This window comes from Bartonella queenslandensis (genome assembly GCF_018155095.1).
GTDB classification, from domain to species: Bacteria; Pseudomonadota; Alphaproteobacteria; order Rhizobiales; family Rhizobiaceae; genus Bartonella; species Bartonella queenslandensis_B.
In genome coordinates, this window is sequence record NZ_NAAI01000004.1 from 50,095 (window position 1) to 65,538 (window position 15,444).

Below are 15,444 nucleotides of genomic sequence, written 5' to 3' on the forward strand. Positions count from 1 at the left end.
GCAATAAACCATGGAAAAGAAGTACGAACTTACTGATGAGAAAGCTGAGTTTAAAGGGGTAACTCTTCACCGTATCCGAGCTTTAAGAGACTTTGGAGTTATTAAAAAAGGTAATTTAGGCGGCTTTATAGAACATGAAAACAACCTATCGCATCATGGTAATTGCTGGGTAGGTGGTAATGCATTCGTCTTATCTTGTGCTTGCGTTTACGATAATGCTCAAGTTTATGATGATGCTGAAGTTTATGGTAGTGCACGAATTAAACATAATGCACATGTTTACGGTTTTGCCGAAATTTATGGAATGGCAACGGTTTCCGGTAATGCACGTATTTATGGTGACGCAAAAATTTATCGTGATGCGGATATTGATGGCGATAATATCATGTCCACTGGAGAAAAAGCATGGTGAAAAAATACGAACTGACTGATGAGACAATCGAAGTTAATAGACATACTCTACACCGCATACGTGCCTTAAAAGATTTTGGATATGTCAAAAAAGGTGACCTTGGCGGTTTTATTGAAAAGGAAGGCAATCTTAGTCATGGGGGCGATTGTTGGGTTGGAGATTATGCTAGGGTTTATGATAATGCTCGTGTTTATCAAAATGCACATATTTCCGGTTATGCCTATGTTTATGGTGATGCGCGGGTTTATGGGAATGCACAAGTTTCTGGTGAAGCATACGTTTACAATTATGCGGAAATTTACGGTGATGCATTAGTTTACGGTGACACTAAAGTTTTTGATCATGCACATGTTTATGGCAATTCTCATGTTTATGATGAAGCATGCATTTACGATAGGGCAAGCGTTTATGGAAATGCAAAAGTTGGTGGTAATACACACATTTACGGAAATGTAAAAATTTATGGTAATGCGGATTTACTTTGTGAAGATTGGATTGGCGGCAATAGCAGAATATCCACTGGAGCAAACTAATGAAAAAAAAATACGAACTGACTGATGAGACAATCGAAGTTGATAGACATACTCTACACCGCATACGTGCATTAAAAGACTTTGGTGATGTAAAAGAAGGTGATCTTGGAGGTTTCATAGAAAAAGAAAGCAACCTATCCCATGATGGTAATTGTTGGGTTGGTGGTGAGGCAAAAATTTATGGTTATGCCAAGATTTTTGGTGATGCCAAGGTTTATGGAAATGCTCGTGCTGGTGGTTTTGCAAGAGTTTATGATAAAGCCAATGTTTTTGGTGAAGCTTATATTGATGGCATTTCTGATATTTACGAAAACGCATGCGTTTTTGGTAGTGCATCTGTTACCGGAGAAGCCAATATTTTTGGTAATGCGCAGATCTTTGGACATGCTCGTGTTTTTGCCAGTGCACAAATCTACGGAAATGCAAGCGTTTATGATACGGCATTTATCAGTGGAAAAGCTAAAATTTATGGAAACGCTAAAATTTATGACTCCCCACTTATTTCTATCAGAGCAAAAGTTGGGGGAGATGCCGTCATATGTGGTGATGCATTTATTCAAGGAAACACAGAAATCATCAATGATGAAATTGTTTCAACCGGTGAGAGGAAATAAGCCATGGAAAAGAAGTACGAACTGACTGATGAAACAACTTGGATATACGGAAATAAGTTAACTTATCGCATTCGTGCATTGAGAGATTTTGGAGATGTAAAGGCTGGTGATTTAGGTGGTTTTGTAGAGCACGAAAGAAACCTCTCGCATAATGGAAATTGTTGGGTTCGTGGTTTGTCCGCTGTTTATGATGATGCTGTAGTTTGTGATAATGCGATAATTGATGTTGCATCGCAAGTTAGTAAAAATGCCAAGGTTTTTGGTAATTCGCAGGTTACCAATGGTGCTAAAGTTTCTGATAATGCACGTATCTACGACAACGCATGTGTTTCCGGTACAGTGATTTATGAAAATGCGCAGATTTATGGAAATGCAAAAGCTTGCTGCGGTGCATCTATCTACGGAAATACAAAAATTTACGACAAGGTATTGGTCTGTGGTTATGTAAATGTTTATGGAGACTTTGAACTTTCTGGACTAGCCATGATTGGCGATAACCGCAAACCTTCAACAGAGGATTACAATCCTTTCTAACAACCAAACCAAACAACTTTTAACACAAGCGTGATTCACGCCACGGGGGAATTGCGCGCAAATCAAGGAAACAATAATGACAAATTCTCCTTTAACAACAATGGCTAGCAAATATGGATTTTCTCATGATCAATTCCGTAAAACAATTATCAAAACTTGTATCAATCATAACTTCTCTGATGAAGAATTCGCTGCTTTTATATCGGTGGCAAATACTTATGGGCTTAACCCATTAACAAAAGAAATCTATGCGCTCCCTAAAAGAGGTGGCGGCATTATCCCTGTTGTCTCTATTGATGGCTGGATTAAGATCATTAAATCTAATCCTCAATTTGATGGTATGACCTTTCAAGATCAACTCGATAAAAACGGTAATATCATTGCCATTAAATGCGCTATTCGTCTCAAAGGTATTCAAGACCCTATCGAAGTCACCGAATATTTAAATGAATGCAAACAAAAAAGTGACACTTGGCAAAAATACCCCGCTCGTATGTTACGTCATAAAGCAACTATACAATGCGCTCGCTATGCTTTTGGCTTTTCTGGCATTTATGAAGAAGATGAAGCAGCGCGTATTAATGAAGCAAGCCGGAATACACAAGTACAATTTGTTTCTCATGCCATGCTCGAACAAATCAAACTGTTAATTAAAGAAACACAAACCAATGAAAATATTCTTCTCTCTTACGCAAATATCGAAAACCTAACAGATCTGTCTTGTGAAAAAGCACAAGAGATTTTAGAGCTATTGGAAAAAAAGCAAAATATTCAAAAAGAAAGAGCTCTACAATCTCACCCGCAACAAGAGCAAATAGACGCGCCTATACAAGATGCCGAATATATTCATATCCAAGATATCGAATATGCACCCACTCAACAACAAACGGCGGTGTGAGATGGAACAAAGAACAGCACAATGGTTTCAAGCACGGTTAGGCAAAGTCACCGCTTCAAACGTTTATAACGTCATTAGTAAAACAGCAAAGGGAACTCCTACAAGCAAATATGAAGATTACAAAATCAAACTTATGACAGAGCGTTTAACGGGTGAAATAAGCCAATCTTATCCAACGCCGGCTATGCAATGGGGCATTGAACATGAAGAAGATGCTCTAAAAGAATATGCATTCATTTATGATACAGAAATCACTCAATGTGGTTTTATCCAACACCCCACAATCAAAATGGCGGGGGCTAGCCCTGATGGGCTTATTGATGAAAACGGTTTAATCGAAATCAAATGTCCACAATCAATCAACCATTTACGCTTTTGTATAGATGATGAAATTAAACCAGAATATCATGCGCAAATGCAATTCCAAATGGCTTGTACAGAGCGAAAATGGTGTGATTTTATCAGTTATGACCCGCGTTTTGTGGGGGATTCATCTCACTTGCGTATGAAAATCAAACGCATCTACCGTGATGACAAACAAATTGAACAGATTAATCAAGCCGTCGAAGCTTTTTTAGCAGAAATAGAACAAGAGATACAAAGAATCTCAATAAAAGCCGCTTGAAACTATGGGGGTGCTTATCCTCACCAATGCCTCCTAGCACCCCCACCCTTTCCTAACAATTTTAATCAATTCATGATTTACCTTGCGTTTCAATGTAGGGAGAAGAGATATGGCACCTCGTAAAGCTATCATAACGCAAGCAGACATTGCACGCGCTTTAAGAGAAGCAAAAAAGCAAGGCTGCGAACTCATAGAAATCAAACCTACCGGTGAACTGCTTATCTATCTTAAAGCAGATATTCCAAGACTAAATTCCGTTAGCCACCCAGACACACTTTTAGATTTGTCAAAGAATGAATATTACGAAATCGCACTCTCTAAGATGTAAAATTGATCATGCCTAAACCACGCCCCCCTCATCTTCTCAAAGAAATCACACGCCATGGCAAAATCATATGGTATGTACGTATTGGTCATGGAAAACGTATTCGAATACGCGGAACCTATGGAACGCAAGAGTTTGTTGATAACTACAAAAGCGCACTTGCCGAATTACAAGGCATAATCCCTCCAAAACCGAAAACCGGAAAACTGATTGAAGGGTCATTTGCATGGCTGCTTAAACAATATTTTAATAGCGTCAATTGGCATAGCCTTGCTAAAGCTACGAAAAGACAAAAAGAACTCATTCTTATGAAGGTATGCGATAGCATAGGAAATATTCCATACAAAGCAATTGAAAAAAAACATATTATAGCCGGTGTTGAACGGCGTAAAGAAACACCATCAGCTGCTCAAAATTTTTTGAAAGCTCTTAATGGGCTTTTTAATTGGGCAATTGACCAAGGACTTTTGGAAAATAATCCAACAATAGGAGTAAAAAGACCAGCTCTTAGCAATAAAGATGGATTCGCTGTTTGGACGGAAGATGATGTTGAGAAATATTACCAACGCTGGTCACATGGTACCCATGAACGTGTTTGGATTGATGTTCTTTTGTATACGGGCTTACGCCGTGGTGATGCCGTTCGCATTGGTTGGAAAGATGTTAATGATAATATCATTCATCTGAAAACAGAAAAGAGCCAATTTAAAACAGATGTTTTTCTACCCATTTTGCCTGAATTAGCAGAAACCCTTAAAATTGGTCCTATTGGAAATGAAACATTCATTTGCGGGAAAAATGGAAATAAGCTCGTAAAAGAAAGTTTTGGCAACCTGTTTCGTGAAGCATGTAATACAGCAGGTATTAAAAAATCAGCCCATGGATTGAGAAAATTAGCAGCAACACGCGCAGCTAACTCTGGTGCAACAGTTTCACAATTGAAAGCAATTTTTGGCTGGACAGAAGATAAAATGGCATCTCTTTATACAAAGAGCGCAGATCGTAAAAGATTAGCTCTTGAAGCTATAAAAAAGCTCCAAAAAAGTTAGGGATAGAAGCAAAAAAAACTTAAAAAAAACAATACCTACAATATTCCCTTATATTTTGTTAATATGTTGATTTTATTAAAATCAATTAGAACGGCCCGGGGAGCCACTTATTTTACTCCATTCAGAAAATTCTTTTTATTCACTTTTAAACGTGGGAGACTCCCAATAAAAGTGAGGGAATAGAGTTTCGCAATCAAAGTAGAAATACAATATCTTACGAGATGTTTTTTGTAATGAATACAAAAAACAATTATTTTATTTTTAAGAGAAAACTATTGCACAAGTTTTTTCTTACTGATTAATTCTAAAATAATTACTTTTTTCCAATTACCACCTCTCTATCAGAGAGCATTGTAATTTTTGGCACGGTATAGTTCACGATTTCGTTTATCAAAGAGGAATATCACATACCATCCGTAATAAAAAAGCTTTCGTATAACTTTTGTTTTCCAACCCCAAAATAAGTTTTACTCAATAAAACAATTAAAATTATCTATATTATCCGCCATACACCCGATAATTCTCCCTGAAGTCAGAAATTCCCACCCCAAAAGTTTGTAAAAAGTTCAGCTTCTTATTTAACGAGTTCTTCCTACTAATCAATTCATAAACTTTAAAAACAATCCTTTGCCTTGAATATTCATCACACTGTCATAAAAACATAAGCACATAAAGTTTTACAGGCGTTATATCAGCCCCTAAATAAGAGTGTTTTTACAATGTAAACATGATAACAATCTAAGTTGATAACAATCTAAATTATTGAGAATGTTGTGAAAGACTTCAACCAATCATAGGCGTTTTCTCCATTGTTTTTTATCTATTGTGTTTTTATCCATTGTATTGTGAATCTACACACATATTTTGAGTTTAGAGACATCTCTAAAATCTCCCAAACCCTTTTCACAACGGCTCCCGTAAATGGTATAAAATAAAATCCATGGATGAATACCATCTTTGTCCCACAATAAAAGCTATACCATCATACTATTTTCTAACACTCAATGTTAGAAATATTTCTTTTCTTTACAAGAGGTTAAGAGAAGAATTTTATTGATTTCTTAAATTTTATCCAAACGACAATCTCGTTCGTAACATGCACATGAAAAGTTTTAATGAATCAATATAAACAGATTCAAAATGAGAAAATTTTGCAATATAGATGGACATGTTTAATATATAAAACAATCATTTATCATTAGATAATCAAATTTTTAAATTAAAAGTTACCACTAAAGATAAAACACATCTTTTATATAAACAAAATTTATCTTTATTCATATTTTTTAAAATGGAAATAAGGCCAATAAATAATTGCCTCTACAATAAAACTTTTTTTTCAAAAAAAATTTAAATCAATCCAAACGTTCAAAGGTTTTCATTAAAAAAAATGAAAACCTTTGAAGGCCTCTCTTGTTTTGACAAGAAGGTTGTATATTTCTTTTTAGTTGAGGAAAAATCGATAAAAGTAAAAAAACGCCTAGGACATGATCTCTTTTCAAGATTTTATTAAGCGGCTTTCTTGACTGACTTGCGAAAACGAAAAGACTTTGCACGTTTTGCAGCTACTTTTGCTTTTTTATGCCTCTCATTTGGAGATAAAGAATTCTTCCGCTGTGATCGTGCAGCATCATCTTTTCGATCTAAAAAACATTTCTGACGTTTAGATTTTTTTAAACGGCGTTTTTTATTGTTTTCTTTTTCTCCACTTTCTAGCACAATGGGCTTTTCTGGAAATGCTGCAAATTGTTCTGGAACAGATTCAGACACCAATTGCATACGAAGCAAACGCTCTACAGCACGCAACCGTACCCTTTCTATCGTTTCATCAAAAAGCGTAAGTGCTTCACCAGATGCTCCATTGCGTCCTGTACGACCAATACGATGGATATAACTTTCAGCTTCATCTGGTAAGTCGTAATTAATAACATGGCTTATCCCTGGTATATCAATACCACGTGCAACAATATCTGTTGCAACAAGAATCTGTACCGATCTTTCACGAAAAGCTTTTAAAGCAGATTGGCGAGAAGCTTGTGATTTATTCCCATGAATTGTTGCAACTAAATAGCCTATCTTTACTAAATGACGAGTGACAGCATCAGCCCCATGTTTGGTTCGAGTAAAAACAATAACCGAATCAAAAGCTGGATTTGTCAAAAGTTTACTTAAAACATTCTTTTTTTCACTGGTAGGAACACAATATAATTTCTGGGTAATCTCTACAGCCGGAGTACCTTGAGGGACAACTTCAATCTTAACCGGATCATCGAGTAAACACTTTGCGAGCGCAGCAATTTCTTTCGGCATTGTCGCAGAAAAAAGGGCTGTCTGACGCTCTTGAGGCAAAAGCTTTGCAATTTGCTTAACATCATGAATAAACCCCATATCCAACATACGGTCTGCTTCATCCAAAATCAAAAAACGAGTTTGAGAAAGATCGACACACTTTTCACGAACAAGATCTCTTAAACGCCCTGGGGTCGCTATCAAAACATCCACACCTGCTTCCATACGTTTAATTTGTTTTAAACGTGATACCCCCCCAAAAATAAGACACGTCGAAAGATGTGCACCTTTCGCCACAGTACGAATCGCTTCATCAATCTGAACAGCGAGCTCACGCGTTGGAGCGAGAATCAAGGCGCGTGCAGTTTTAGGACAACGTTTATCACCCAAAACCAAAATCTGACTTAAAATAGGTAAGGAAAAAGCCAAGGTTTTTCCAGAACCTGTCTGTGCAACCCCTAAAATATCGTGTCCTTTCAACATCACTGGAATAGCTTGTTCTTGTATAGGCTTAGGTTTACTCATCCCAGCAGTGTGTAAATTTTTAATCAAAAGAGTAGGCAAACCTAACTTTTTAAAAACATCTTCTTTTTTTATAGGCAAAATAAAATCTTTCCTCAGCTGAACAACTTTCACGAAGCAACCAGCTGAACTCTCCACTCAAGAATCCGCGCAAGATAAATCCTTGACATCTTAAACAAAGCAACGCTTGAAAAGCGACCTGCGCAACTCATGAATACCTTGGAATCAAGGTAAAGGCATATAACTCCACTTTAAAAAAGCCAAAAAAACAGCCTAATACCTCCATTATCATTATCCTTGGATTATGATAAAAAATCAAGAGCTTTATAAAATACATTTATCGCGACAAAAAATATTGAAACATTTATTTCTTGATAATCGTCTCCATCGGTAAATGGACCTTGATAAAATCAGGATAAATCTCGAGAAAAATTGGATTTTGTAAAGTTTTTTGTCCCCCATAAATTAAATACCATTGGGTTTTATCAAAAATGGCCAAAGTTTTATATTGAATAATGCGATCCTTAAGCTCAAGAACCGTTGGAATTAAAGCATATAAAGTACCGTTGTCCGTCTGAAGATACTCTATATTTTCTTTATCTAAATAATAAGCCCCAGAAGGCAAATTCTCAAATTGCCTATGCAACTGTTGAAGAAAATCATCACGCAAAGCATCCTCTGTTTTATTCAATCGACGTGCCATCTCTTTATAAAGCCGCTCAGGCATATAATGCGCTATAAGCGAAAAATCCCCGCTTTTTATAGTATTATTAACATCAACAACTATTTTTGACAGTTCAATTTTTTGCATTGTTGTGGGCTGAGATGCTAAACTTTGTTGATGAACAATCAAAAAGAAAAAGAGACTCAGCACAAAATAAAAAATAGATCTCATTTTTATACTTCTTGTTTTAGTAAAATTTCAATTTTTCAAATAACAAAATCAAATAACGTCTGATCATCGGTAATATCACGATAGCGCCAACCTAACGCTTGAAACTTTTCCTCTAATAGACGAAAATTATTGTATTTTTTTGTTTCAATTGCAACCAATACAGAACCAAAGTTTCTCGCTGATTTTTTAAGATATTCAAAACGCACAATATCATCATCCGGTGATAATGTGGAAAGAAAATGACGCAATGCACCAGGATGTTGCGGAAAACTAAAAATAAAATATTTTCTCAAGCCTTGGAAACGTAAAGAACGCTCTTTAATCTCTGGCAAACGTTCAAAATCAAAATTACCTCCTGAAATAACGAGAAGAATTTTTTTACCCCTTAAATCTTTAGGTGGAATACTGTTAAGCGCATCAATCGATAAAGCACCAGCCGGTTCAAGGACCACTCCCTCAACATTAAGCATTTCAACCATTGTAGAACAAACACGATTCTCAGGAACTGTAATGACAGAATCGGGGGAAAATTGCTTAAGAATTGTATAGTTTAGTGCACCAATTTCAGCCACGGCAGCCCCATCTACAAAAGTATCAATATTTTCCAGTTTGACCCGTTTTCCACTCTCCAAACAAGCAAGCAAGCTTGCAGCTCTTTGGGGCTCAACAAAACGAATCTGTGTATTCCAGCCATATTCACGTAAAAACTGACTTATCCCACTTGCCAAACCACCTCCCCCTACCGGCACAATTATTAAATCCGGCTCACTTTCTCCATTGAGTTTTTTCCATTGCAAAGCAGCTTCGCAGAGCACCGTTGCCTGCCCCGTAATAATGCGAATGTCATCAAAAGGAGGCGCCATCACACCACCGCTCTCCACGACAAAAGATTGCGCAGCTTCATAGCATTGATCAAATGTTTCACCAACCAAACGAATATCAATAAACTCTTTACCAAAAATACGTGTCTTCTCAATTTTCTGTTGTGGCGTTGTCGTGGGCATAAAAATTACGCCTTTACGTTTAAAATAACGACAAACAAAAGAAACCCCTTGCGCGTGATTCCCCGCTGAAGCGCACACAAATGCAGAATCTGACTCTATACTGCTCAACATTTCTGAAACAAAATTGAAAGCACCACGAATCTTATAAGACCGCACTGGTGTTAAATCCTCACGCTTCAAATAAATTTCTGCATCATACTTTTGACTAAGAAAATCATTTCGCTGAAGGGGTGTTTCAGCAAACACGTGATGCAATCCCACCATAGCTTTTGTAACGTCTTGAATAAATTTACTCATAACACTAATCATTTCATACTTTATTTATATTATACAGGCTTCTTCTAACGATAAAAAAAATATTGTCAGTCAAAATTTCATTAAAAAAAATGAATTTTTTTTCTTTTGTCATTAATTCTTGATTCAATAAAAGATATAGCTTATGAGAGAACTCTCATTGCGGACGTGATGAAAACGGTAAACATAGCAGACTTAAAATCTGCCGGTCGAAGACCTTGCGGGTTCAAGTCCCGCCGTCCGCACCATTATGTGCATTTTTTTGTTTTCTAATCATTTAGAACAACAATCTTTAGACAATGCTATAAATATTATCAAATGAAACGGTAATAATGCGAAAGGTGGATCACCTCCTCTTTGCATACGAATATTTCAGCCAATACTTTATGAAATCAAAAAAATTCATTCTTAATTATTTCAGAATCTAAACAATTCTTCCTTACCTCCTTCTCATCACTCAAAGTCAAAGACTTTTTCTTCACCATAAAGTAGAATTTACAATGCATAAAATTTCAAAAGATAAAGGTCCTATCAAAGACAGGACCTCTTCAAAATTAAGTTTATTCATTTCCACAAAAACTAAAATTTGTAAGCTATTCCTGCACGAAAATCATTCGTCTTATATTTAACTTCAATCTCGTCTTTAAATTTCTTTTTACCAAAATCCGAGTAACGATATTCCGCACGTACAATAAGATTATCTGTCATCGCGAAATCAACACCACCCCCAAGAGTATAACCAATCATCGTTTTTGTAGCATCCGATGTCTTATTAAAAGACTCAGATCCTGTAATGACAGTAGACAAAACATCTTGAAATTGTCCATAAGCGATACCAGCAGCAATATAAGGCATCACACGATGGGCAGAAAATCCAACACGCATCCGTGTGGCACCAGTCCATTTTTGTTTAAAAGTATGATTAAAAGTCAAACTATCCTTTTCTTCTGGAGTCTCTGTATCAGAGCGAGAAAAGCTAGAACTATGCCCTCCGACAAACTGTACCCTTTTGCGACTTTTTTTCTCTTGACCATTTTCTTCTGTATCAGTTCCAGCACCATTCTCTTCAGTATCAGTTCCTTCAGGATTCGAACCACCAGCACTTGATTCAGCAGAATGAAACTTTGTTTTTGTATCCTTTTTTTCCGTTAAAAGGATATCCGTATCAATCCCCACAATAAAATTATTACCGAGATCAAAATTAACACCCGCATAAAATCCACCAATGAAGCCAGAAAGTTCAGGCTTATATTGTTTCTCGACGGGTACCCATGGTTTACTTTTACTCTCCTCATCAGGATAGAGAGGAATATCAACATCACGCGTTATTGCAGAAATTTTACTTGAAAAGCCACCAATTTGACCTCCAAAATAAAAACCTGACCAAGAAAAAGGTAAAGAAGTAACAACTTCTGAAGCAACATGTATTGGCTCTTGCGGAGCCACCACATCTGCAGCCTGTAGTATAGAAGGTGAAATTAAAGAAAAAACAGATGCTATTATAAATTTTGTATTCATAAAATTATACCCCATTGCTAAATTTAAATATAATTAAAAATCACATTTAGAAAAACAAAGTTTTATAAAATTTATACATAAAAACCGCATGTACTCCTTATATAGTTACATTTAATAAATATACCATACTAATAAATATACAACTACTAAATATATCATTACATCAAAATTGAAATTTGGCAAATAAATTTTAATAAATTTAAAAATATTAGAATATAATACTTCAAAATAAAATAAATATAATAAATTATCTATTATGTTTAAAAAAAATAAAAGTATAAAAACATTTTGTATTAATGTTTAAATGAAAAAATACAAAATAAAATATTCTATACTTATTTTAATGAGATAAATTATTAAAATAATGAAGTAAAATTTTAAAATTTATAAAAATAATGTCATTATTTGCTATAAAATCGATCTTTACTAAAATCATTATAAATATAACTTAATATTCTTATATTAAAAATCCATACCATAGATTATCTCTATATATAAAATAATAGATATTTATAATAAAATCATCCATTTTTTCCTACAATTTTTAAAGGATGAGCTTATTAACACGTGCAATATCATTATTATTCTAATAACTTATCTTCAAACAAAAGACCTCAATCATTTTATTTAAAAATTGCTTTCCCTCTACTAATTTCTATATTATCATCTACTTTTATTACAAAACGATCTTTATTAGGAAAAGTGATAAAGCATCCCTTCATACAAATTGTTATCGTTTGATACGTATTTAAAGAAAATCTTAAAGGTATACTGCCTTCGATAATGATGATGGACTGCATCTTTAAATCAGTATTCTTCACTGTTGCAGCAAAAGATGTTATGGCAAAAATATTCAACAGAATAACTGTAATAAAAGCATAAATATATCTCAACATTCTAAGATTCCTTCCTCCATAAAACGCCTATATAAGACAAATCGAAGGGTATTGGTTACATGAGAAGATGCAGTAATATTAGGCACATAAATAGCCAAATTAAAGGAAAAGCTCTTACGATCAAATGCCGTAAAACTCACCTGTGGGACAGGATTTTTTAAAACGCCTTCTGTTGAAGAAGCGATCTCTAACAAAATTTCAACAATATGCTCTGGGGTAACTTTAGATGATACAGTAACTGGGATATCAATCCGTCCTATTTTATTGCGTCGTGTCCAATTACTAACGTTATTATTAATAAGGCTTGAATTGGGAATAATAATCGTTTTACGTTGAATGGTCTCAAGTTCTGTTGCACGCACACTAATACGCTTAACAACCCCCCCTACTGATCCGGATTCTATATAGTCCCCTATTTTAAATGGTCTTCCAACTAAAATAATAAGTCCAGAGACAAAATTTTGAACAATATTCTGTAAACCAAAACCAATACCAAGTGAAAGTCCTCCAGCAATAAGAGCAAAATTTCTAAGATCCAAACCTGCCATTGATAATCCGATCAAAGCAGACACAACAACGCCTCCATAACTTACTACTGTTTTGATAGAATTACGGATACCAGAATCAAATTCTCCATGAGCCAACACCACATGATCTAACCAACCAATAAATCGGCGAATAAGGAACCAACAGACACCAAAAGAAATAATTCCTGTTACAAGAGAAATCAAAGAAAGAGTCATATTTCCGATCTGAAAACCGGTCACCGATTGCCACAAAACTGCTTTTAAATCAGAATAGGAAAATCCAAACTGTACAGCAATTGGCATTGCACAAAATATAACAACAAACAAATTGAGAAAAACGCTTATAACAACTCCTAATTGATTCATCGTTTTTTCTTCTAAATGAAACCTCTGCATCAAAAAATGACCAACTGTTGTTTTCATAAATTGGCCTTTAGTTCCAAGTGCTTGAGCGCTTTGTATTCCTAAATACATGAGAACTAAGAATGCCCCACCAATCATAATTTGCTGCGTAATAAAACGCGCAAGACCAACATAGCCTAAAAAATTCAACACAAAGAGTAATAATCCCAAACCAATAAGAGGAATGCGTATATAAAATGGCCAAAAATACGGTTCTTTTTTTTCTCCTTGCAAATTCCTACGTCTAAACCGCAAAGGGATAAATGATATTATAAACAGCAATATCGCGACAAGAAAAACAGCAATAAAACTTTTAGCAATTGTCAAAGATAAAGGCGCTGAAATGATTTGATAAATACGATCAAGAACAACATCAAAAGCCAAAATTCCCCCTAAAGAAGTGAGTAAAAACACCAATTGAGAAGCAGACGATGGTGTAATATTGAGAAGACGCACATGCGGCCTATTCGATGATAAAAGAACAACCGCTAAGCGATTGATTAAAAAAACGAAAATAATTTGATACCCAATCATATCAAAAACTGTTGTAAGCTTACCTGGATCTAAGTGAAAACTACGAAATAAAAACAACACAAGATAAACGCAAAGAACACAGATAAGCGAAGGTAAAAGAACTGAAACAAAGGCGATCAATAAGCGTTGTAAATAGGATATTTCCTCATTAGACTTCGTAAAGTGGCAATACACATGCACCAGAATTTTATGAGAAAAATACGAAAGCCCCAAAGTAATAAAAAGTGGAATCAAAAAGCAAAGAAAAAGCTGTAATGATTTGAAATAAAAGATAAAATTGTACCAAGAACTCAACAACAAAAGAAAATCTAATGAAGCCTCTTTTGTTTTCTGGCCAAGATGTTTAATCATCGGGATTGAAAACTCAAGCCTATCGGTCAGTTTGCGTTTAAAAAGTTCACGAGATTGAGAAATAGAAAGTTCAGCTATTCTATTTGTCGCCAAAAAAATTTCTTCAAACTGAAGCATTATACTATTAATTTTAGCTTTTTGCTCTATCAAATAAGAGTATTTCTTCTCTGAATTTTTCAGTTTTTTTACGTCATGTTGGAGCTCGGTTAATTGATCAATAAGTATATTAATCTCATTAAGAGGAGAACGCAAAGCAAATGCTGCCTCCATAGTACGCTCACTGATATCTTGTGCACGTAAGCGCATTTCTTTCAAAGCACGCTCATCTTCTAATTTTTTGTCAAAATCTCTTTTTAAAGCTTCAGTACTTTCTTCAAGATCCTTAATAATAATCTGTTGTTGATGAATAATTTCATCAATTGAATAAGAAGCAACTGTTTGTTCGACAATTGTATTTTGCGTCCCCCCACTTCCCCAAGCACCAGAATTAAAAACAAAGATAATCCCCCAAAGAAGGAAAAGTTTGTGGATATTTTTTCTACAAAATGAATACATATCTACCTTAGACGCACAAAAAGGATTTTATCCCCCTTTTTTTTAAATATGGTATAAGATAGATATTTTCAACTTTTATAGAATAATCTTATAAAAGCTTTCCCTTATTCTATAATACTGATAATAAGAGAAAAAGAAATAGTAAGCATGTAAGCTAAACTCAATAAGATTAAAGAAGGCACTCTGGCATGTTTTTTTTGCACCTCTATTGCAAAAAAGAAAATTTTCTTCCTTTGACGACTTGGATTTTTCTATCCAGTTTGGGTGTATTTTTGACGAACAACCTAGGAACGCGTGCTTTTTTAATCAAACAATCACACACCAGTAATATCATTAAAACGAATAGATTTGATTTACAAAATCAGTGTAATCAGTTGAATGTTACGAGAACTGAAAACAAAAAACTTGTAACACCCCATACAGAATCTATTTTTATGAGGACCTTTCAAAAAATCCTAGCATTGTATCCCTTTTTAATAAAGGTTCCAGCTATTTCCCCACACCTTCGTGACTTTCGAACACAATATTTTTTAAATAATTTTTCAAATAAACGTGCTCCTCCAAATCAACGCGTTTCTCTTTTAACTTGAATTATAAAACGATCATCCTATTTTACTTGTGCTTTTAACTTTAATAACTGTTAGATTGCCTATTAGCGGAATATATC

Annotated in this window: 15 protein-coding genes and 1 tRNA gene; 10 read left to right on the forward strand and 6 right to left on the reverse strand. The window is 34.9% G+C overall.

Annotation, left to right across the window (positions count from 1 at the left end; genetic code table 11):
- The first annotated feature begins 10 nt into the window (after positions 1-10).
- From B5V81_RS03770 to B5V81_RS03805, 8 genes are all read left to right on the forward strand, one after another.
- Complete coding sequence (locus tag B5V81_RS03770; protein ID WP_120100640.1) at positions 11-412, forward strand: hypothetical protein; 402 nt, start codon at positions 11-13, stop codon at positions 410-412.
- A complete protein-coding gene (locus B5V81_RS03775) occupies positions 406-945 on the forward strand; it encodes a hypothetical protein (protein WP_212112184.1) in 540 nt (179 codons plus the stop codon). Before B5V81_RS03770 ends, B5V81_RS03775 begins: the two co-directional genes overlap by 7 nt.
- Positions 945-1,559 carry a hypothetical protein gene (locus B5V81_RS03780; protein WP_212112185.1) on the forward strand — a complete coding sequence of 205 codons (615 nt, stop codon included), beginning with the start codon at positions 945-947 and terminating at the stop codon, positions 1,557-1,559. Before B5V81_RS03775 ends, B5V81_RS03780 begins: the two co-directional genes overlap by 1 nt.
- A gap of 3 nt (positions 1,560-1,562) precedes the next feature.
- Positions 1,563-2,093, forward strand: a complete 531-nt coding sequence (locus B5V81_RS03785) for a hypothetical protein (protein WP_212112186.1) — start codon at positions 1,563-1,565, stop codon at positions 2,091-2,093.
- Positions 2,094-2,169: 76 nt separating this feature from the next.
- Positions 2,170-2,991: a phage recombination protein Bet gene (gene bet, locus B5V81_RS03790; protein ID WP_120100636.1), complete on the forward strand. Its 822-nt coding sequence runs from the start codon at positions 2,170-2,172 to the stop codon at positions 2,989-2,991.
- Position 2,992: 1 nt separating this feature from the next.
- Positions 2,993-3,616, forward strand: a complete 624-nt coding sequence (locus B5V81_RS03795) for a lambda exonuclease family protein (RefSeq protein WP_212112187.1) — start codon at positions 2,993-2,995, stop codon at positions 3,614-3,616.
- 109 nt (positions 3,617-3,725) lie between these two features.
- Complete coding sequence (locus B5V81_RS03800; protein WP_212112188.1) at positions 3,726-3,944, forward strand: hypothetical protein; 219 nt, start codon at positions 3,726-3,728, stop codon at positions 3,942-3,944.
- An 8-nt stretch (positions 3,945-3,952) separates the two neighbouring features.
- Positions 3,953-4,990, forward strand: coding sequence for a tyrosine-type recombinase/integrase (locus B5V81_RS03805; protein WP_212112189.1), 1,038 nt, complete (start codon positions 3,953-3,955; stop codon positions 4,988-4,990).
- A gap of 1,509 nt (positions 4,991-6,499) precedes the next feature.
- Here B5V81_RS03805 and B5V81_RS03810 read toward each other — a convergent pair.
- The 3 genes from B5V81_RS03810 to ilvA all read right to left on the reverse strand — a co-directional run bounded on the left by B5V81_RS03810 (position 6,500) and on the right by ilvA (position 10,009).
- Entirely contained in the window at positions 6,500-7,882 is a 1,383-nt protein-coding gene (locus B5V81_RS03810) for a DEAD/DEAH box helicase (RefSeq protein ID WP_244979362.1), read from the reverse strand.
- Between the two features lie 283 nt (positions 7,883-8,165).
- Positions 8,166-8,696, reverse strand: coding sequence for a hypothetical protein (locus B5V81_RS03815; protein WP_212112190.1), 531 nt, complete (start codon positions 8,694-8,696; stop codon positions 8,166-8,168).
- Between the two features lie 35 nt (positions 8,697-8,731).
- Positions 8,732-10,009 carry a threonine ammonia-lyase IlvA gene (gene ilvA / locus B5V81_RS03820; protein ID WP_212112191.1) on the reverse strand — a complete coding sequence of 426 codons (1,278 nt, stop codon included), beginning with the start codon at positions 10,007-10,009 and terminating at the stop codon, positions 8,732-8,734.
- A gap of 147 nt (positions 10,010-10,156) precedes the next feature.
- Here ilvA and B5V81_RS03825 point away from each other — a divergent pair.
- Positions 10,157-10,242 (forward strand) — tRNA-Leu (locus B5V81_RS03825).
- Positions 10,243-10,573: 331 nt separating this feature from the next.
- Here B5V81_RS03825 and B5V81_RS03830 read toward each other — a convergent pair.
- The 3 genes from B5V81_RS03830 to B5V81_RS03840 all read right to left on the reverse strand — a co-directional run bounded on the left by B5V81_RS03830 (position 10,574) and on the right by B5V81_RS03840 (position 14,777).
- Entirely contained in the window at positions 10,574-11,512 is a 939-nt protein-coding gene (locus B5V81_RS03830) for an outer membrane protein (protein WP_212112192.1), read from the reverse strand.
- Positions 11,513-12,135: 623 nt separating this feature from the next.
- Positions 12,136-12,408: a hypothetical protein gene (locus B5V81_RS03835; RefSeq protein WP_212112193.1), complete on the reverse strand. Its 273-nt coding sequence runs from the start codon at positions 12,406-12,408 to the stop codon at positions 12,136-12,138.
- Positions 12,402-14,777, reverse strand: a complete 2,376-nt coding sequence (locus tag B5V81_RS03840) for a mechanosensitive ion channel domain-containing protein (RefSeq protein WP_212112194.1) — start codon at positions 14,775-14,777, stop codon at positions 12,402-12,404. The genes B5V81_RS03835 and B5V81_RS03840 overlap by 7 nt, the downstream gene beginning before the upstream one ends.
- Positions 14,778-14,965: 188 nt before the next feature.
- On the opposite strand from B5V81_RS03840, the gene B5V81_RS08770 reads away from it, so the two are divergent.
- Entirely contained in the window at positions 14,966-15,367 is a 402-nt protein-coding gene (locus B5V81_RS08770) for a hypothetical protein (RefSeq protein ID WP_244979363.1), read from the forward strand.
- Positions 15,368-15,444: the final 77 nt, after the last annotated feature.